14 protein-coding genes are annotated in these 14,672 nt (G+C 52.0%); 6 read left to right on the top strand and 8 right to left on the bottom strand.

Features of this window, described 5'->3' with window-relative positions; genetic code table 11:
* Positions 1–270: 270 nt before the first annotated feature.
* From rpsD to AACZ40_RS09990, 3 genes are all read left to right on the top strand, one after another.
* Positions 271–876, top strand: a complete 606-nt coding sequence (rpsD, locus tag AACZ40_RS10000; protein WP_291168652.1) for a 30S ribosomal protein S4 — start codon at positions 271–273, stop codon at positions 874–876.
* Between the two features lie 216 nt (positions 877–1,092).
* Entirely contained in the window at positions 1,093–1,707 is a 615-nt protein-coding gene (locus AACZ40_RS09995; RefSeq protein ID WP_291168654.1) for a nucleoside monophosphate kinase, read from the top strand.
* Positions 1,708–1,795: 88 nt separating this feature from the next.
* Positions 1,796–3,271, top strand: a complete 1,476-nt coding sequence (locus tag AACZ40_RS09990; RefSeq protein WP_291168656.1) for a sulfatase — start codon at positions 1,796–1,798, stop codon at positions 3,269–3,271.
* A gap of 18 nt (positions 3,272–3,289) precedes the next feature.
* On the opposite strand, the gene AACZ40_RS09985 is transcribed toward AACZ40_RS09990, so the two are convergent.
* The 3 genes from AACZ40_RS09985 to AACZ40_RS09975 form a co-directional block, all read right to left on the bottom strand.
* Entirely contained in the window at positions 3,290–3,862 is a 573-nt protein-coding gene (locus AACZ40_RS09985; RefSeq protein WP_291168658.1) for a hypothetical protein, read from the bottom strand.
* Positions 3,863–3,913: 51 nt separating this feature from the next.
* Positions 3,914–4,948 (bottom strand): transglutaminase domain-containing protein, encoded by a 1,035-nt coding sequence (locus tag AACZ40_RS09980; protein WP_291168660.1) that lies wholly within the window; start codon positions 4,946–4,948, stop codon positions 3,914–3,916.
* 94 nt (positions 4,949–5,042) lie between these two features.
* The gene (locus AACZ40_RS09975; RefSeq protein WP_291168661.1) at positions 5,043–5,786 is read right to left on the bottom strand and encodes an SDR family oxidoreductase; all 744 of its coding nucleotides are present in this window, start codon (positions 5,784–5,786) and stop codon (positions 5,043–5,045) included.
* 280 nt (positions 5,787–6,066) lie between these two features.
* Here AACZ40_RS09975 and AACZ40_RS09970 point away from each other — a divergent pair, with 280 nt between their 5' ends.
* Positions 6,067–6,780, top strand: coding sequence for a DUF1559 domain-containing protein (locus AACZ40_RS09970; RefSeq protein ID WP_291168662.1), 714 nt, complete (start codon positions 6,067–6,069; stop codon positions 6,778–6,780).
* A 14-nt stretch (positions 6,781–6,794) separates the two neighbouring features.
* Here AACZ40_RS09970 and AACZ40_RS09965 read toward each other — a convergent pair whose 3' ends face one another.
* Positions 6,795–7,610, bottom strand: coding sequence for a hypothetical protein (locus tag AACZ40_RS09965; protein WP_291168663.1), 816 nt, complete (start codon positions 7,608–7,610; stop codon positions 6,795–6,797).
* Between the two features lie 622 nt (positions 7,611–8,232).
* On the opposite strand from AACZ40_RS09965, the gene AACZ40_RS09960 reads away from it, so the two are divergent.
* Both AACZ40_RS09960 and AACZ40_RS09955 read left to right on the top strand, forming a co-directional pair.
* Entirely contained in the window at positions 8,233–9,534 is a 1,302-nt protein-coding gene (locus tag AACZ40_RS09960; RefSeq protein WP_291168665.1) for a carcinine hydrolase/isopenicillin-N N-acyltransferase family protein, read from the top strand.
* 28 nt (positions 9,535–9,562) lie between these two features.
* On the top strand, positions 9,563–10,330 hold the full coding sequence (locus AACZ40_RS09955) for a BPL-N domain-containing protein (RefSeq protein ID WP_291168667.1): 768 nt from the start codon (positions 9,563–9,565) through the stop codon (positions 10,328–10,330).
* A 38-nt stretch (positions 10,331–10,368) separates the two neighbouring features.
* Here the strand turns inward: AACZ40_RS09955 and AACZ40_RS09950 are convergent, their stop codons facing one another.
* The 4 genes from AACZ40_RS09950 to AACZ40_RS09935 all read right to left on the bottom strand — a co-directional run.
* Complete coding sequence (locus AACZ40_RS09950; RefSeq protein WP_291168669.1) at positions 10,369–11,484, bottom strand: tetratricopeptide repeat protein; 1,116 nt, start codon at positions 11,482–11,484, stop codon at positions 10,369–10,371.
* Positions 11,485–11,982: 498 nt separating this feature from the next.
* On the bottom strand, positions 11,983–13,428 hold the full coding sequence (locus AACZ40_RS09945; RefSeq protein ID WP_291168671.1) for a metallophosphoesterase: 1,446 nt from the start codon (positions 13,426–13,428) through the stop codon (positions 11,983–11,985).
* Entirely contained in the window at positions 13,425–13,865 is a 441-nt protein-coding gene (locus AACZ40_RS09940) for a DUF3592 domain-containing protein (RefSeq protein WP_291168673.1), read from the bottom strand. The genes AACZ40_RS09945 and AACZ40_RS09940 overlap by 4 nt, the downstream gene beginning before the upstream one ends.
* 36 nt (positions 13,866–13,901) lie before the next feature.
* A partial coding sequence (locus AACZ40_RS09935) for a 6-bladed beta-propeller (RefSeq protein WP_339674288.1) occupies positions 13,902–14,672 on the bottom strand: 771 nt, incomplete at its 5' end.

Genomic DNA, 14,672 nt, shown 5'->3' with positions numbered 1-14,672 from the left:
TTTTCTGAGATTTTCTGATCCTGCTGCCCAGTTGGTTGACGATTCTGATTGAATTTGCGATAACAGCGGACCGCTTTAAAGGTTGTGTTACGCGCTGTCAAGCATTGTAACCCAAGACCCTGACTGCTCAAACTGGTCTGATCCTCTTGGCATTTGAATGTAACCTATTATGTAAAAATAGTTTACTTCGATCAGACCTTACGTATATTTCTTTGCCGTTCAACAAGTTACGTGTTCGGCAGCTTGTGATTAATCTGGGAGAAACTCTGAATGGGTCGTTACACAGGACCAAAAGGACGGGTCAACCGTCGTCTGGGAGCTTTGGTTTTTGAAGACGCAGGTGCAACACGTGCATTGGACCAGCGGAACCTTCCCCCTGGAATGTCACAGCGCCGCCGCAAAGCATCTAACTTCGGTCTGGCTCTGATCGAAAAACAGAAGATCAAATATTACTACGGTCTCCGTGAACGTCAGCTGCGTCGCTACTTCGACAAAGCCCGCCGCATCAAAGGGAACACCGGGGAAGCCCTGCTGGTTCTCTGCGAACGTCGTCTCGATAACGTTGTCTGCCGGGCTGGCTTTGCCCAGACTCGTCCACAGGCCCGTCAGGGAATCGTACACGCCCACTTCCAGTTGAACGGTCAGACTGTCAATAAACCATCCATCTGGGTGAAACCCGGCGATGTCATCACCGTCCGCAATCGTCCTAATCTCAAAAAGCTCTACGCAGAGCAGGTTGAGTCAGGTCGTCCCGGCTGTGCATGGCTCACACTCGAGAAAAAAGAACTGACAGCCACGGTTGTCACTGCTCCCACAATGGAAGATGTCAGCCTCCCGGTCGACGTCGGTCAGGTTGTGGCATTGATTTCACGCTAACCACGATCAGCAAATCAATTCAACACTCCGAAAAACTCTCATGTTTTTCGGAGTGTTTTTTATTTACCTTCATTAATAACTCCCCCGCCAGGGTGAGATTTGTCGGCTGAAACGTTATTGTAATAAACTGAATTCAGGCGGCCTGTCTGGATTAGAAAAGCAGTAACCACCGTGGCTACTGAAACACGATTGATCTTGATACATAGAGGCATAACTATGGCGACGGAACGTAGAAAAGCCGTCCTGCTGTTTGGTGCTCCCGGCGTTGGTAAGGGAACTCAGGGACGAATCCTCGGCCAGATTCCCGGCTTCTTTCACCTTTCCAGCGGCGATGTATTCCGCTCAATCGATATTGAATCGCCGGAAGGTCAGGAGATCTACAAATACAGCTCTCGCGGCGAACTCGTTCCCGATGACCTCAGTATTCGGATCTGGAAACAGGGACTCGATGCTCGTGCCACCCTCTCCATGTACAAACCACGAAAAGACATTCTCATCCTCGATGGTATTCCCCGGAATATCCAGCAGGCTAAAATCCTGGAACAGCATATTGATGTCCTCAAAGTCCTGCACCTGACCTGTAGCGACGAAGAGGAAATGATCCACCGCATCCGCCACCGCGCGATCCGGGAAAACCGTGCCGACGATGCCAACGAAACTGTCATCCGTCGCCGCTTCGAAATCTACCGCGAAGAATCGGCACTTGTACTCAGCTGCTATCCTGAAGAAATCGTCGCCCATATCGACGCCATCGGCTCACCAGCCGGCGTTTTGTTTGCCTGCCTGGAACAACTCGTGCCCGTCCAGGATGCTCACTTCCGAGGCGAGTAATCTGCACGAGCATTGAAAAGACGATCTCCTTTCCGGTAAGCTGGTTGTAGTCAATTCACAACCCGCCTGCTCTCCGGAAGGGAAATCCATGGCCGATATTGAAACACGATTTTCTTCACAGCTCATGTTGAAACGGTTCTCCGGGATCAGCTTTTCAATCATCTGCCTGGCATTCCTGTCCCTGCTCGCGAATCAAGCAGAAGCCCGACCGGCCCGTCAGCATCCCAACTTCGTCATCATCTTCACCGACGATCAAGGCTACCAGGATGTCGGCGTCTTCGGCTCTCCCAATATCAAAACTCCCAACCTCGACCAGATGGCAAAAGACGGTGTCCGCTTCACCGACTTCTACGCGGCCCAGGCCGTCTGCTCTGCTTCCCGCGTCGCACTGCTCACAGGCTGCTATCCCAATCGGGTGGGTATCCGCGGCGCACTGGGGCCCCAATCCAAAATCGGGATTAACTCTGATGAAACCACCATCGCCGAAGTCGTCAAACCACAAGGCTATGCCACTGCAATCTACGGCAAATGGCACCTGGGACACCTCCCCGAATTCCTGCCCACACGTCACGGCTTCGATGAATATTTCGGGCTCCCCTACTCCAACGATATGTGGCCCTTCCACCCCACCGCCGGCAAACGCTTTCCCGATCTCCCGCTGATCGAAAACGAAACCGTCATTAACCCCAAAGTCACCGGCGAAGAACAGGCCCAACTCACCACCTGGTACACCGAACGAGCAGTCTCCTTCATCAATAAAAATCATGACCAGCCCTTCTTCCTCTACGTCCCACACTCGATGCCACACGTCCCCCTGTTCGTCAGCGACAAGTTCAAAGGCAAGTCCGAACAGGGGCTCTACGGCGATGTCATCATGGAAATCGACTGGTCCGTCGGCCAGATTCGACAGGCACTCAAAGAAAACGGCATCGAAGAGAACACACTGGTCATCTTCACCTCCGATAACGGCCCCTGGCTCTCCTACGGCGATCACGCCGGCTCCGCTCTCCCGCTGCGTGAAGGCAAAGGAACCGCCTGGGATGGTGGTCAACGCGAACCCTGCATCATGGCCTGGCCTGGTCAGATTCCAGCGGGCTCCGTCTGCAGCCAGATGGCGATGACCATCGATATCCTCCCCACCATCGCGTATCTCTCCGGCGGTAAAGTCCCCCAGGATCGGATCATCGACGGCAAGAATATCTGGCCTCTGATGAGCGGCGAAAAGGGAGCAAAGTCTCCCCACGAAGCCCTCTACTTCTACTGGGGCGATCATCTCAACGCCGTCCGCAGCGGCAAATGGAAACTGCACTTCCCTCATCCTTATCGCAGCCTGAAAGACAAACCCGGTTCCGGAGGCACCCCCGGACCTTACGTTCAGAAGAAAACTGATCTGGCCCTCTATAACCTCGAAGACGATGTCAGCGAAAGCAAAAACGTCGCCGACCAGCACCCCGAAGTCGTCAAACGCCTGACCGTGCTCGGAGAACAGGCCCGCGCAGACCTCGGCGATTCCGGCACCAAACGCAAAGGCAAAAACAACCGCCAGCCCGGCCGACTGGACTGAATTCCAGCAGTTGGTGAATTATAAATAATCCGTCTGAGGAAAATACTCGCGATAGAGATCATTCAACTCTTTCTGATCGTTACTCCACAACGGACGGTATTCTTCGCCACGATAGCCAGTCCAGACATACCCGGGCCGAAACGCTTTGCAAAACTTTGGTTTCCCCAGTTTTTCAAACAGGGCTTCAGTAAATACACATTGAATAGAGAGCCGACACTCTTCTGATTTTCCGCAGCTATAGTAGTCGAGAAAATCTTCCAGACTGTTCACTTCAATCAGACTGGCTTCCCAGGCCACGCGTGCAAACTGGAAATCGGGTCCTTGATGCAAGTGTTGATAGAGCCTGATCCCGGCCTCAGTACATTCAATCGCATCCGAAACTGTCTGTACCGCCCAGTCACTCAATTGGGGAGACGATAAGCTACAGGCATGCACACCCTCAGATGCCTGGAGATCCTGATCGGATGCAAACTCCCAGTGAGTTATTTTACCCGTCTGCAATTCCAGAGTAAGGTTGGAGAAATGGGACTTGATTTCGGCCAGTTCTTCCGACGTCGTACACTCAATATATAAATCAAAGATAATTGCCATTTCTGAGATAGCCCTACATCGTAATTCATTAGCCAAGCCATCACTGTCGGCTTACTGCGCGAGGAGCTTTTCCTGCTCAAGCTGTTTCTTCTCCCGCTCCAACTGTTTCCTCTTCTCCTCCAGTGACAAAGCCTTGGAAAATTCGATAAACAGGATTTCGGTCCCGTCGACAGTAATCCGGCCTGCCTTAATCCCGGCTGAAGCGTTGGGGAAATACTTCTCCAGTGTCGCGATGGGAACCGTCGGCTGTCCGTCGTGCGTCGCGATGTAAATAACGTGCCCCTTCGCCAGCGGCAGATAGGTGTCGTAGCCGGTATTGAACGACTTGGCCACAGTCAATCCCTTCTCCTGCGCCAACTTCGTCAGCTTCTGATAGTAGGGGGAATTGCCGATCACAAAACAGGTTTTCCCCAGCACGACTGACGCTGACGTGTCAACGGGCAGCAGACTCGCATCCAGTTTCGAAAAATACGCTTTGGTCTGTTGTTTCCATGCTTCCCATTGCAATGACATGATCATCGTTTTGGGATCATTGCCTTTATGATAGGCAAAACGATTCCCCGGCAGAATTCGAGCCTCGGGTGAATAATTCAGATAAACCCGTTTCGCTCCCGGATCCAGCAGCACCCATTTTCCGTCGAGATAAACTTCCAGAAACACATGTCCCGACCAGGTTTGAAACGAATCTCCTCTTTTCAAAGTCCAGATCCAGGGCACATCCATCGTTTTTACCCAGACCGTCGGGATGCCGGCACTTTTCAGTAGAACGCCACAGGCAATCGCATAATCAGCACAGCCACCATAGCAGCCATCCCCGATCACCGAATCATAGTTGCGCCACTCGTATGCCAGCTCAGCCTGATATTTCAAACTGGCATTCATCCAGTCCAGCACATTGGAAACCGTTTGCTGATCGCTGTCTGCCTTCAGTTTCAGCGCCTGCGCCTTGATCTTTGCCGAATCTCCCAGGCTGGCAGGAGCGATCAGATATTTCTCGGAAGTAGCATAATCAATGGCATCAAAAACGGGCTCTGCAGCCAGCAGACTCGAACCAGATAATATAAAAGGAATCAAAAACCGCCACATCGAATCTCTCCTGTGTAAGTCATTCAAAATCGATTCACTTTATTTGAACGGGAGTTAACTCTCCTGTGTATTATCTGGTTCTAAGTCCCATGACTCAGCCTTCTACCATCTCTGCTTCGATCACATTTTCAGCGAAGCTCTGATACGCGGCGCCCACATCCTTCGCCATCGAATCCGGGAAGACATGGAACTCTCCTGCTTTCAAAGCAGCGACAATTCCCTCAGCGACCAGTTCGGGAGGTTCCGCGATCTCTTCAAAACCGGCGGCGTCTCCCATATCGGTGGCAATCGGGCCGGGATGCACACTGACGACCTGTGTTCCCTGTTCCTTCAACATCTCTTTTAATGCCTGTGTCACAGAATAAGAGGCAGCTTTGGAAGCACAATAGGTCGTGAACTGCGGAAAATTCTTGAGGGAAGCCACCGAATTCAACTGCACCAGCGCCCCGCCTCCGTTCGCTTTGAGCACGGGGGCAAACGCCTGCGCCACCCGAATCAGGCCATACACGTTTGCATTCATCTCGAATTCCAGCGATTCAACCGCATCCTCAGACAATGCGGTTGCCGGCTTGAGAACCCCTGCATTATTCACCACCAGCGACACATCACTGGCCACGTCCGCAGCGTTTTTAATCAATGCCGGCTTCGTCAGATCAAATTCCAGAGGCACTACGCGATCACCATACGCGTCAATCAATCCAGCCACCGAAGATGTATCCCGGACAGCCGCATACACTTTGGTTGCCCCCGCTTTCAGCAATCCTTCCAGAATCGCTTTGCCAATCCCGCGGTTGGCTCCCGTAACCAATGCCACCTGCCCCTGAATCTCATAGCCCATCTCAGACTCCTTTATCCGACTTTAAAACCCGCGACCAACTCGCAGTAACCAAATTTGAGCGACAAAGTCATTCTACGCCACGGCGCGAGTGAAACAAGGTTTGATTCTCACCTGGCGACAGGAACTTCAGTTACACTATATATCTAAGTGCTAAATGAAGTTATTATGAATCTTTGAAAAGAACTACATTTACGATGAGTATGCTCATATAGGTTTTTAAATGTGTCCAGCACCATCACCTGAATCAGTCAAGAAAATAAAGTCTGTATCAATTCAGGTAATGATCGCGTTCATGATCGCCGGGGGAATTTTCGCCCTTACTTATCCCGCTTTGAAACAGTCGCGTGAAATAGCCAGATCGCGCGCCAACCATCGTGGTAATCTGCGCATGCTTGGTATGGCCATGAGTATATACAGCAACAGACCCAATCAGTATTTTCCGATGGGAGGGAATACAAACCCACAGAATAAACCCCTGCATGGCTGGATGACGAGTCTGCTGCCCTACATAGGAGAATCCGCCATGGCGCGGGAGATTGATGATTCCTATCCCTGGAACGCACCAGAAAACAAAGACGTCTTTTCAATTGTGATTCCGTCGTTTCTGAACTCTCATTTCGTGGATGGACCAAAGCAGGATGCCGAGGGCTACGGCTTGACTCACTTCAGTGCTAACGCGAAGCTGTTTCCAATCGACCAAAATATCAGTACCAAATCCATCCAGGCAGCAGATGGCCTGTCCAACACGATTATGACTGGCGAAATCAATTCCCACTTTCCTGCCTGGGGTTCAGCCACAAATGTTCGCGATCCCGCCAAAGGGTTAAACGGCGGCCCCGACTGCTTTGGCAGTCCAGACAGAAAAGGCGCATTTATGCTGTTTGCAGATGGGCATGTCCGTTTCATCGATCAGAATATCGATCCCCAGATTCTCAAAGCCCTCAGCACACCTGCCGGCGGTGAACCGATCCCCCAATGGGAGCAGGAATTCTAATTCAGTTTTGAATACTAGAGCCTGAAATGTCGAGGTTCGAATCTGTGAGCAGGGAAAGATTTCACTTCCTCAACCAGTTCCGCATCCAAGGGTTCTGGCAGTTCATTACTCATTCCATCATCTGAGAATTCCCAGACATGCACTCCCGCTCCGGCCACCCAGACACCAAAACGATGATTGCTCAACCAGCCTGCTCCCCACCCTGAACGCCAGTCGAATTTTTCTGACAAGGGGACAATTATTTTCTCCCGTGGCAACAGCAACTGAGCCTTGCCTCCATTCCAATCAGAGACGTGCAGTTGTAATTCTGCCTGGTCCCCCTGCACGGTCCAGACTTGATTCACACTGAATTTCTCATCCGGTGAAGACAGATAAAACTTCAGATAATGATCCACAAGGTCAGAATACAGATCTTGCCCTTCCCGTTTAAACCTCTGCAGCAGTTCAATCGCCAGCAGAAAATCATTCCATTTCACCTCACCATGCTCATCAGGCCAGCTCCGATTCGTCTTGAAATCATGCATGATCATCACATTGAAGTTCCGCCGGAAGGCAATCGTCTCTCCGTCCCGGGTTGACAGTACTTCCAGCCGCCCAGAAGGAACGCGTTGCGGACCTATACCACAAAAATCACGCTCGGGTACCAGAGTTTTACCATTCTCTGTGATTTCATAGGAAACATAACCCGGAGGTTCATAAAAGAATTCGCCTTCACAATAGATATCCAGAGATCTGCCTTTGCCCAGATCAAAATGAAAATCACCTTCTGCAGGTTTCGATGAAAGGAAGGACAAACCAGCCCAGAGCACTCCCACCGTGAACAGAATCACCAGGATATTAGTTCGATTAAAAATGGTATTTTTCCTTGCAGCAATATTTCATATTCGGTGGTTTCACTTACCTGACGGTTTAAATCTCCCGTATCTCAACAACACTTTAATAGAATTATTTTCCACTAAGCATCCGGACTGGTCTCCGTCGCCAGGACAATCAATCCGCAACGATTTGTCCCGGCTTCTATAAAATTCCCCAGCATTCGTTCTCCTCTTTCTTCATCAGAAAATCGAACCGTTAGTTGAACCGATTGACCTGGCAGAATGGAATAATCAGCCTTCCCCGTACCACACCAGTCCCAATTCGCTTTTCGCCAGAGCCCCTTTCTGAATATACGGTAAATCGGAGAGAATACACTCGCAGCTCGCCACCACTCAGCATAAAACAAATGCCCCGCCAGTTATAGATTTTATTTGACCATCCCCCCTGAATCGGGGATTTTTTATTTCCCCTGCAGACCGATCTTTCGCACAATATGAAGATTTGATGCAGCTTGCGGGAACCAGTCTTGAATGGCTTGAGAGGTTCCTGCCTGGATATCACAATAACGGAACCAGATAAACAACCTCTGAAACTGTAACGGCTTATAGAATTTCTCCAGAAAAGGATGCGCCAGGCATGCCTGTGAATGATACTCGGCTCCTTCGCCTCTGCACGCTGCTGCTCACGATCATCGCATCGATTGATTCCTCTGCTGATGCCTGCACCACCGCCGTCATCAGTGGCAAAGCAACCGTCGACGGCCGACCGCTGCTCTGGAAAAACCGCGATGCCCCGGCCCGGCACAATGAAGTTGCACTGCTTACGGAAGGTCCGCTGCGGGCGATTGCCGTCGTCAATGCCGGCAGTCGCAGGTCGGCCTGGATGGGCATGAACGAGGCCGGCTTCTGTATCGAAAACTCCCTCAGCACCGACCTCCGTCAACCCGGCAAAAAGACCGGGTTCAACAACGGCACACTCATCAAACGCGCGCTGCAGACCTGCCGCACCGTCGCGGATTTCAAACAGCTGCTCGAAGAAACCAATCAGACCGGTCGACGCACCGATGCCAACTTCGGCGTCATCGATGCCCAGGGAGGCGCGGCCCTGTTTGAAACCGGTCCCACCAGCTTCACGATGTTCGATGCCAACGACCCGGCGGTCGCGCCTCACGGCTATTTCGTCCGTTCCAACTTCGCGACCACCGCCCACGATTTCCCGGCTAATCCCACACCGGAACAGCTGGGCAAGATCTATTCTGCAGAACGCTATTCCCAGGCCTGTTCCCGACTCGACCTGCAGAAAGACAAAGGCATCACCGTCGATTATCTCATTCGCCATCTGACGCGCGATCTTTCTCAGGAAACAGGTACTCCCCATCCCGGCACTGTCAATGGTTCTGCCGCTCCCTTGCCTGCGACTATCGCTACCAAAAATACGATCAGCCGCACGACCACGGTTTCCGCAGCTGTCTTTCACGGCGTCAAACCGGGCGAAGATCCCCGGCTGGCGACGATGTGGACCATCCTCGGCAATCCCAGTTTTTCGCTCGCCGTTCCCTCCTGGGTCGACGTCCAGACCATCGCTGAACCACTGACTGATGAAAACGGCGCCGCACTGGGAGAGATCGCCATCACCCTCCGCGACTGGAATAAAACTGACGACGGCAACAGCATCAGCACTCAGTGTCTGCCCGGCATCTGGTCTGATCTCTGGCCCGTCGAAGATAAAATCCTCACGCTCACCAGCAGATTTCAGCAGGCACGCAAGGAGCATGGCTACTCTGTCGGAGCCATTACCCGCTTCCACCAGAAAATGGCAGATCTCGCGATGACCGCCATGCAGCAGGAACTTCGCGAAATGAAGCAGGCAGCGATCACCTTTCCGGCTCCGCCGCCCCCCACGTTTGCTCCTGTCAAAAAGACCATCGTGATTCCCTGATCTCAGCGTTAATTCGAAAGATTTTCCCATGCACTCCGTTTCAAATTTCCTGCTGCTGGCAGCATGCATTTTTATACCTGCTTCGCTACAGTCCGTGGTTATGGCAGAAGAAACCATGCCGGTTCGCGTCGCGATTCTTGATTTCCCCGCATCCGGCTCTCAGGGGTACAGGAATCTGCAACGGTTTCTGATCCCGAAAAATGGCTTTGAGTCCACGGTCATTTCGCCCGAAGCAATTCGCAAAGGTGATTTGAAAAACTTCGACGTCGTCATCATGCCGGGCGGCAGTGGCAGCGGTCAGGCCAAGGCACTCAAACCGGAAGGCCGGGCAGCGGTCCGCACGTTCGTGAAAAACGGAGGCGGCTACGTTGGCATCTGTGCCGGCGCTTATCTGGCTTCTTCGCATTACGAGTGGTCACTCGATCTCATCAACGCCCGTGTCTGGGATCGCTCCCACTGGAACCGGGGCAAAAGTAACGTCACCATCCAGTTGACTCCCGTCGGCTCGGAAGTACTCAGCAATACAAATTCAAAGTACAACATCTATTATTCGAACGGCCCCTTACTCGTTCCCGACAATCAACCCGATCTCCCCGGCTACGAAGTCCTGGCAACTTTTGAATCCGAAGTCGCCAATAACGGTGCCCCGACTGAAGCGATGATCGGCACCCACGCCATCATCCGTTCCAAATTCGGCTCCGGTCGCGTCATCTGCTTCAGTCCCCACGCTGAAACCAAAAACGGCCCGCATTCCCTGATCGCCACCGGCATCTACTGGGCCGCGAATCAGGAGTGATCTGATTTGATCATTGTCAAAAGATCTGGCTTCACTTATCACTTCGACTCAGTTCCTACTGGCTGAGTATGATACGGCTGACCTTCTCGATAGAGAGCCAACCGATTCATAAATATATTCCTGTCTTCCGTCTTGTCGAGAAATTTGATACTCAATTCCTGGTATTTCACTGCCTGTTGAAAATCGCCTGCTTCTGCACACGCTGCTGCCAGAGTATCGAGGTAATACGCGTCCTCCCATGCGACTGACTCACATAACTGTTCTGCTAAAATATAAGCTTGTGTTCCATCGCGGAATTCAGCGTCGGGACAAGTCGCCAGCAGCCACGCCAGTGAATTGCAGGTGGCTTCATCTTTGGGATCTAGTCGGATCGCTTCGCTGTAGTCATTGATCGCGAGGGAGTATGCGCCGGTTCTATTCCGAACATCGCCTCGATTGTACAAGGCATAATCATAATCCGGTTTAAGCCAGAGTGCCTTGCTGAAATCCTGAATCGCTTTATCGACTTCTCCCTTAAAATTCCAGATCACTCCCCGATCATTGAAAGCAGCCGCGTTCTTCGGATCGAGACGAATCACCTCCGTGAAATTCTTCAGCGCCTGATCGACATCATCCATTTCGTACAGGGTTACACCTCGATTGTACCACGCACGCACATATTCTGGATCGAGCCGGATCGCTTCGTTAAAATCTCTGATCGCCTTGTCGAATTCCCCATTATCTGCCCAGCTATTACCCCGATTGTAATAGGCAATTGCATATTTCGAGTCGAGGCGAATTGCCTGAGTGAAGTCTGTGATGGCATTGTCTTTGTTGTCGAGGCAACACCATGCAAGACCGCGATTCATATAACCCCACGCATGATCTGGGTGCTTACGGACATACTCCGTATAAAACGTGGCAGCATCTGCAACGGGAACCACTTCGACTTTGTTGATCCACGCCTCACCCACCCACAATCTGTTCCCTTCGACCTTGGAAACGGTAAACGGAACATCGATATTTGTATGTGGAACTTCAATGTCATCCAACAGGAACGTCGCATCTGGCTTGGCCATGAATTCGCATCCCAGCCACTTCTGATTATCTACGGGTACCTCACTCATCAAGGTTGCGCTCGATTCTGTGGCAAAAGAAACTTCAGGCCAGTTCATCTTCTACTCATGTTAAACCCGTCAATTGACACCGCTTCCACCAATCAGGTTCACATTGACTCCCGCTGTGAACTGCAGATTTCCGCACCACTCGACTAAGAATTATTCAATCCAGTGCGCAATGATCAGCTTGACAGGCTCCCGCATCGGAACATGATGCGTTACCTGCGTCGCGCGCGAGGCAAAATATTGTTTCCCCGCATTTGCTGTTCTATATTCGACTTAGCGAGATAATCTTATGCATGACCTGATTCACCGGAAAATGAATTCTGTAAGTGATACAGGAGAATTTAACGCTACAGAGACAGATTATAATCGATATCACCCACCAGATTGAGTTCAGTCTGTGCACCGTGCATAAAACTGCGGATCGACGCACATCAGACCGCTTTCAAACCCCGTTCACCCCCCTGTCGCACCGGTTCGGCCCTCTGTCACCCCGCTTCGGCACACGGTACATTCTACAGTCAGCAAACCAGCAGGTGATCATACGAGGCACTACTTCACGGTAACCGGTCGCTTTCGTGGAATCGTCAGGGGGCCCTGCTGCGTGTAGGGATGCTGTGCTTTGATCTCCTGATAGCTCAACCAGCCCTGGGCCGAATGCAATTGTTTGACGTCGGCACGTTCGTAAGCAAAGAACAGTGGCTTATGGTGCATCACAATCCGGTCGGGGTAAACATCGAAACTGCACCAGCCGAAACTCCCCGCACTGACCATCGCCGTCCCTCCCAGCACCAGGTAATGCGTCTCTTCTTCATGTCCGTGCCACACCGGTCGATGATAGTGTCCGCTCAGGCACAGCAGCACCTGGTACTGTTTCATCAGCGCCCGCAATCGGTCACGTCCAACCCCGATCTGGTTGTATTTTCCCCGTCCCCGTTCGTTATTCTGCCACGGAGATACATGCAGCGCGATCACAATTTCTTCGCCCGCTGTTTCTGCTTTCTGAAACTCCGCTTCGACCCAGTCCAGCTGACTGTCACTCATGCCCACATGATTTCCCTCAGCGTCGATCACCACAAACCGCACTCCCTTGTGCACGAACGAGTAATGCAGTTCGCGATAAAAATAGCGGATAAACAGTTCCGCAATCTCATGGTTGCCCCGCACATAGTGGTAAGGCGCGTCGAAGCCTTTAACCAGTTCCAGCATGGCTTCATATGCCTTCAGATCGGTCTTGATATGCACCATGTCTCCCAGCATCAGCGTTAGCTCAGCCCCCGCACGGTTAATCTGATCGACGGCCAGCGCGAACCGGGCTTTGTCCGCATCAAATCCGCCAAACCCCAACTGCGGATCTCCTACTGCCGCAAAACGAAAGATCAGATCGTCCTCTGTTTTCGGCAGCAGGCGCGGGAACTCAAATCCTTTCGGCGCGGTTTTAGAGATAACCAGTTGTCCCCCCTCCGCCGCGTCATCGGGTGTGTCCGCATTGCCCAGGTAGATTTGCGAGACAGCGGCACTGCTCGTTAAAGGCAGGTCTTCTCCCAGCGTCTGCTGGTCCACCCAGCAGGCATACGACTTCCGATCCAGGTCAACCCGCATTGTCAGAGTATAAGCCCGAGATTCAAACGGCGTAAAAGTAAAGAGCCGCCAGTCAGGTTGTGTGTAAACCGAATGCCAGCGGATCTGTTTCTCGTCTGAACCTTTGCGCTGAAAAGGCTCCGCCGCTATCCGCGCGATCACTTCATTTGACTTCTTGCCCCGCAGATCAAAAAACGCCCCGCTGCTCCCGTCTTTTGAAGGTTCAAACTGACATTGAACCCAGAACACACCCTCAGTAATCGGTTCATCCAGCAGACGGCTTTCTCCCCAGCCCGCCACTGCCTTCGGTTCAGCAGACACAACCAGCGACTGATAAAACAGGCAATAGCAGATTCCCAGCAGGAACGACAACTTTGCTGTGATAATTACAAACGGGCTACGTCTTTTTCGCATCATGTCCCACCGGTTTGAACCAGTCCTGTTTTTCGTTTTTTCAGATACCCGACAACAAGCAGGCTCGTCAGTCCCAGCAGAACCGCCGGCAGCAGCCAGCGGTCCATCAGGGAATTGACAACACCTTCCTGCGGTTTTTCTGGATTGATCAGAACAGAGACCTGTTTCCCCTGCTGACGCTCACACCAGTCCTTACTGCCATACCACCGCGCCGTAATCCTCGTTCCATCAGCTGTTTTAACGACGCAGGCATATTTTGTCCCCTGCTTAAACTGCTTACTCTTGTAGCCGACTACGGTGCCGGTCTGGTCCTCATACTGCGTCAGATACCAGAGCGTCTTGCCCAGTTCATAACAGCCTACGACAGGCACCGCACAGACCAGCAACACAATCACCGCGCACAACGTATAGCCCAAACAAGATAACAGCCACTTTTTCATATTAAGCAGAACACCCGATGATAGCGTTACACAGACCTACTTCACCCGCACCAACTTCATCAGCCGTCCGGAAACGTTCCAGTCCTGGACATACAGGTTACCCTCTTTGTCCCAGTAGGAACCATGGGTGCCGCTGAAGATGCCTTCGCGCCACTGATCCTGGGGCACATTGAAATTGCGATTGGTTTTGGGATCTTCGTTGTTGCCCAGTACTGCAACGATGGTGTTGGTCTTGTCCAGAATCACCAGGCGACCATGCAGGTCGGGAACCGAAACGTAATCGCCCTGAATCGAAACCGACGTTGGCATGCCCAGTCCGGTAATCACTTCTTCGATAAAGTTGCCGTCCAGATCGTAATGCAGCAGACGGCCTTTGGGCTGATGGTTGCGGTCGCAGATCAGCAGTCGCGGGGGATCGTAACGTGTATCCAGTGTCATGCCGTGCGCGGTATTGAATTCCTTCAGTCCGTTCCCCTTCTTCCCAAAGTGAGACTTATATTTTCCATTCTTGTCGAACTTGAAAATGTAATTACTGGCGTAACCGTCGGACAGAATGATGTCCCCATCAGGAGCCACGGTAATTGCCGTCGGGGCGAACTTCTTCAGATCGAGCCCCGATTCTTCCGGGAAGGGCAGTTTGAGGATCATCTCGCCGGTCTCCGCGTTGAACTTGATGCCTTCCGCGTTCGCATTCCGGGCCCCGTAAATGAATTCGCCATCTGCTTCTTCGCGAATTTCCATGTCATGAATGTTGGAATACTCGTCTCCCAGGAAACGCCGCACCACTTTGCCATCGGGGGAAAAGAC

Origin of the sequence: uncultured Gimesia sp., from assembly GCF_963972345.1 — a bacterium.
Taxonomy (GTDB): Bacteria; Planctomycetota; Planctomycetia; order Planctomycetales; family Planctomycetaceae; genus Gimesia.
This window is presented reverse-complemented; position numbering and strand designations above follow the sequence as displayed.

What these genes read in the sequence shown, in the direction of transcription:
- rpsD (WP_291168652.1), top strand. Translation starts at nt 271, where the DNA reads ATGGGTCGTTACACAGGACCAAAAGGACGGGTCAACCGTCGTCTGGGA.
- AACZ40_RS09995 (WP_291168654.1), top strand. Translation starts at nt 1,093, where the DNA reads ATGGCGACGGAACGTAGAAAAGCCGTCCTGCTGTTTGGTGCTCCCGGC.
- AACZ40_RS09990 (WP_291168656.1), top strand. Translation starts at nt 1,796, where the DNA reads ATGGCCGATATTGAAACACGATTTTCTTCACAGCTCATGTTGAAACGG.
- AACZ40_RS09985 (WP_291168658.1), bottom strand. Translation starts at nt 3,862, where the DNA reads ATGGCAATTATCTTTGATTTATATATTGAGTGTACGACGTCGGAAGAA.
- AACZ40_RS09980 (WP_291168660.1), bottom strand. Translation starts at nt 4,948, where the DNA reads ATGTGGCGGTTTTTGATTCCTTTTATATTATCTGGTTCGAGTCTGCTG.
- AACZ40_RS09975 (WP_291168661.1), bottom strand. Translation starts at nt 5,786, where the DNA reads ATGGGCTATGAGATTCAGGGGCAGGTGGCATTGGTTACGGGAGCCAAC.
- AACZ40_RS09970 (WP_291168662.1), top strand. Translation starts at nt 6,067, where the DNA reads ATGATCGCGTTCATGATCGCCGGGGGAATTTTCGCCCTTACTTATCCC.
- AACZ40_RS09960 (WP_291168665.1), top strand. Translation starts at nt 8,233, where the DNA reads ATGCCTGTGAATGATACTCGGCTCCTTCGCCTCTGCACGCTGCTGCTC.
- AACZ40_RS09955 (WP_291168667.1), top strand. Translation starts at nt 9,563, where the DNA reads ATGCACTCCGTTTCAAATTTCCTGCTGCTGGCAGCATGCATTTTTATA.
- AACZ40_RS09950 (WP_291168669.1), bottom strand. Translation starts at nt 11,484, where the DNA reads ATGAACTGGCCTGAAGTTTCTTTTGCCACAGAATCGAGCGCAACCTTG.
- AACZ40_RS09945 (WP_291168671.1), bottom strand. Translation starts at nt 13,428, where the DNA reads ATGATGCGAAAAAGACGTAGCCCGTTTGTAATTATCACAGCAAAGTTG.
- AACZ40_RS09940 (WP_291168673.1), bottom strand. Translation starts at nt 13,865, where the DNA reads ATGAAAAAGTGGCTGTTATCTTGTTTGGGCTATACGTTGTGCGCGGTG.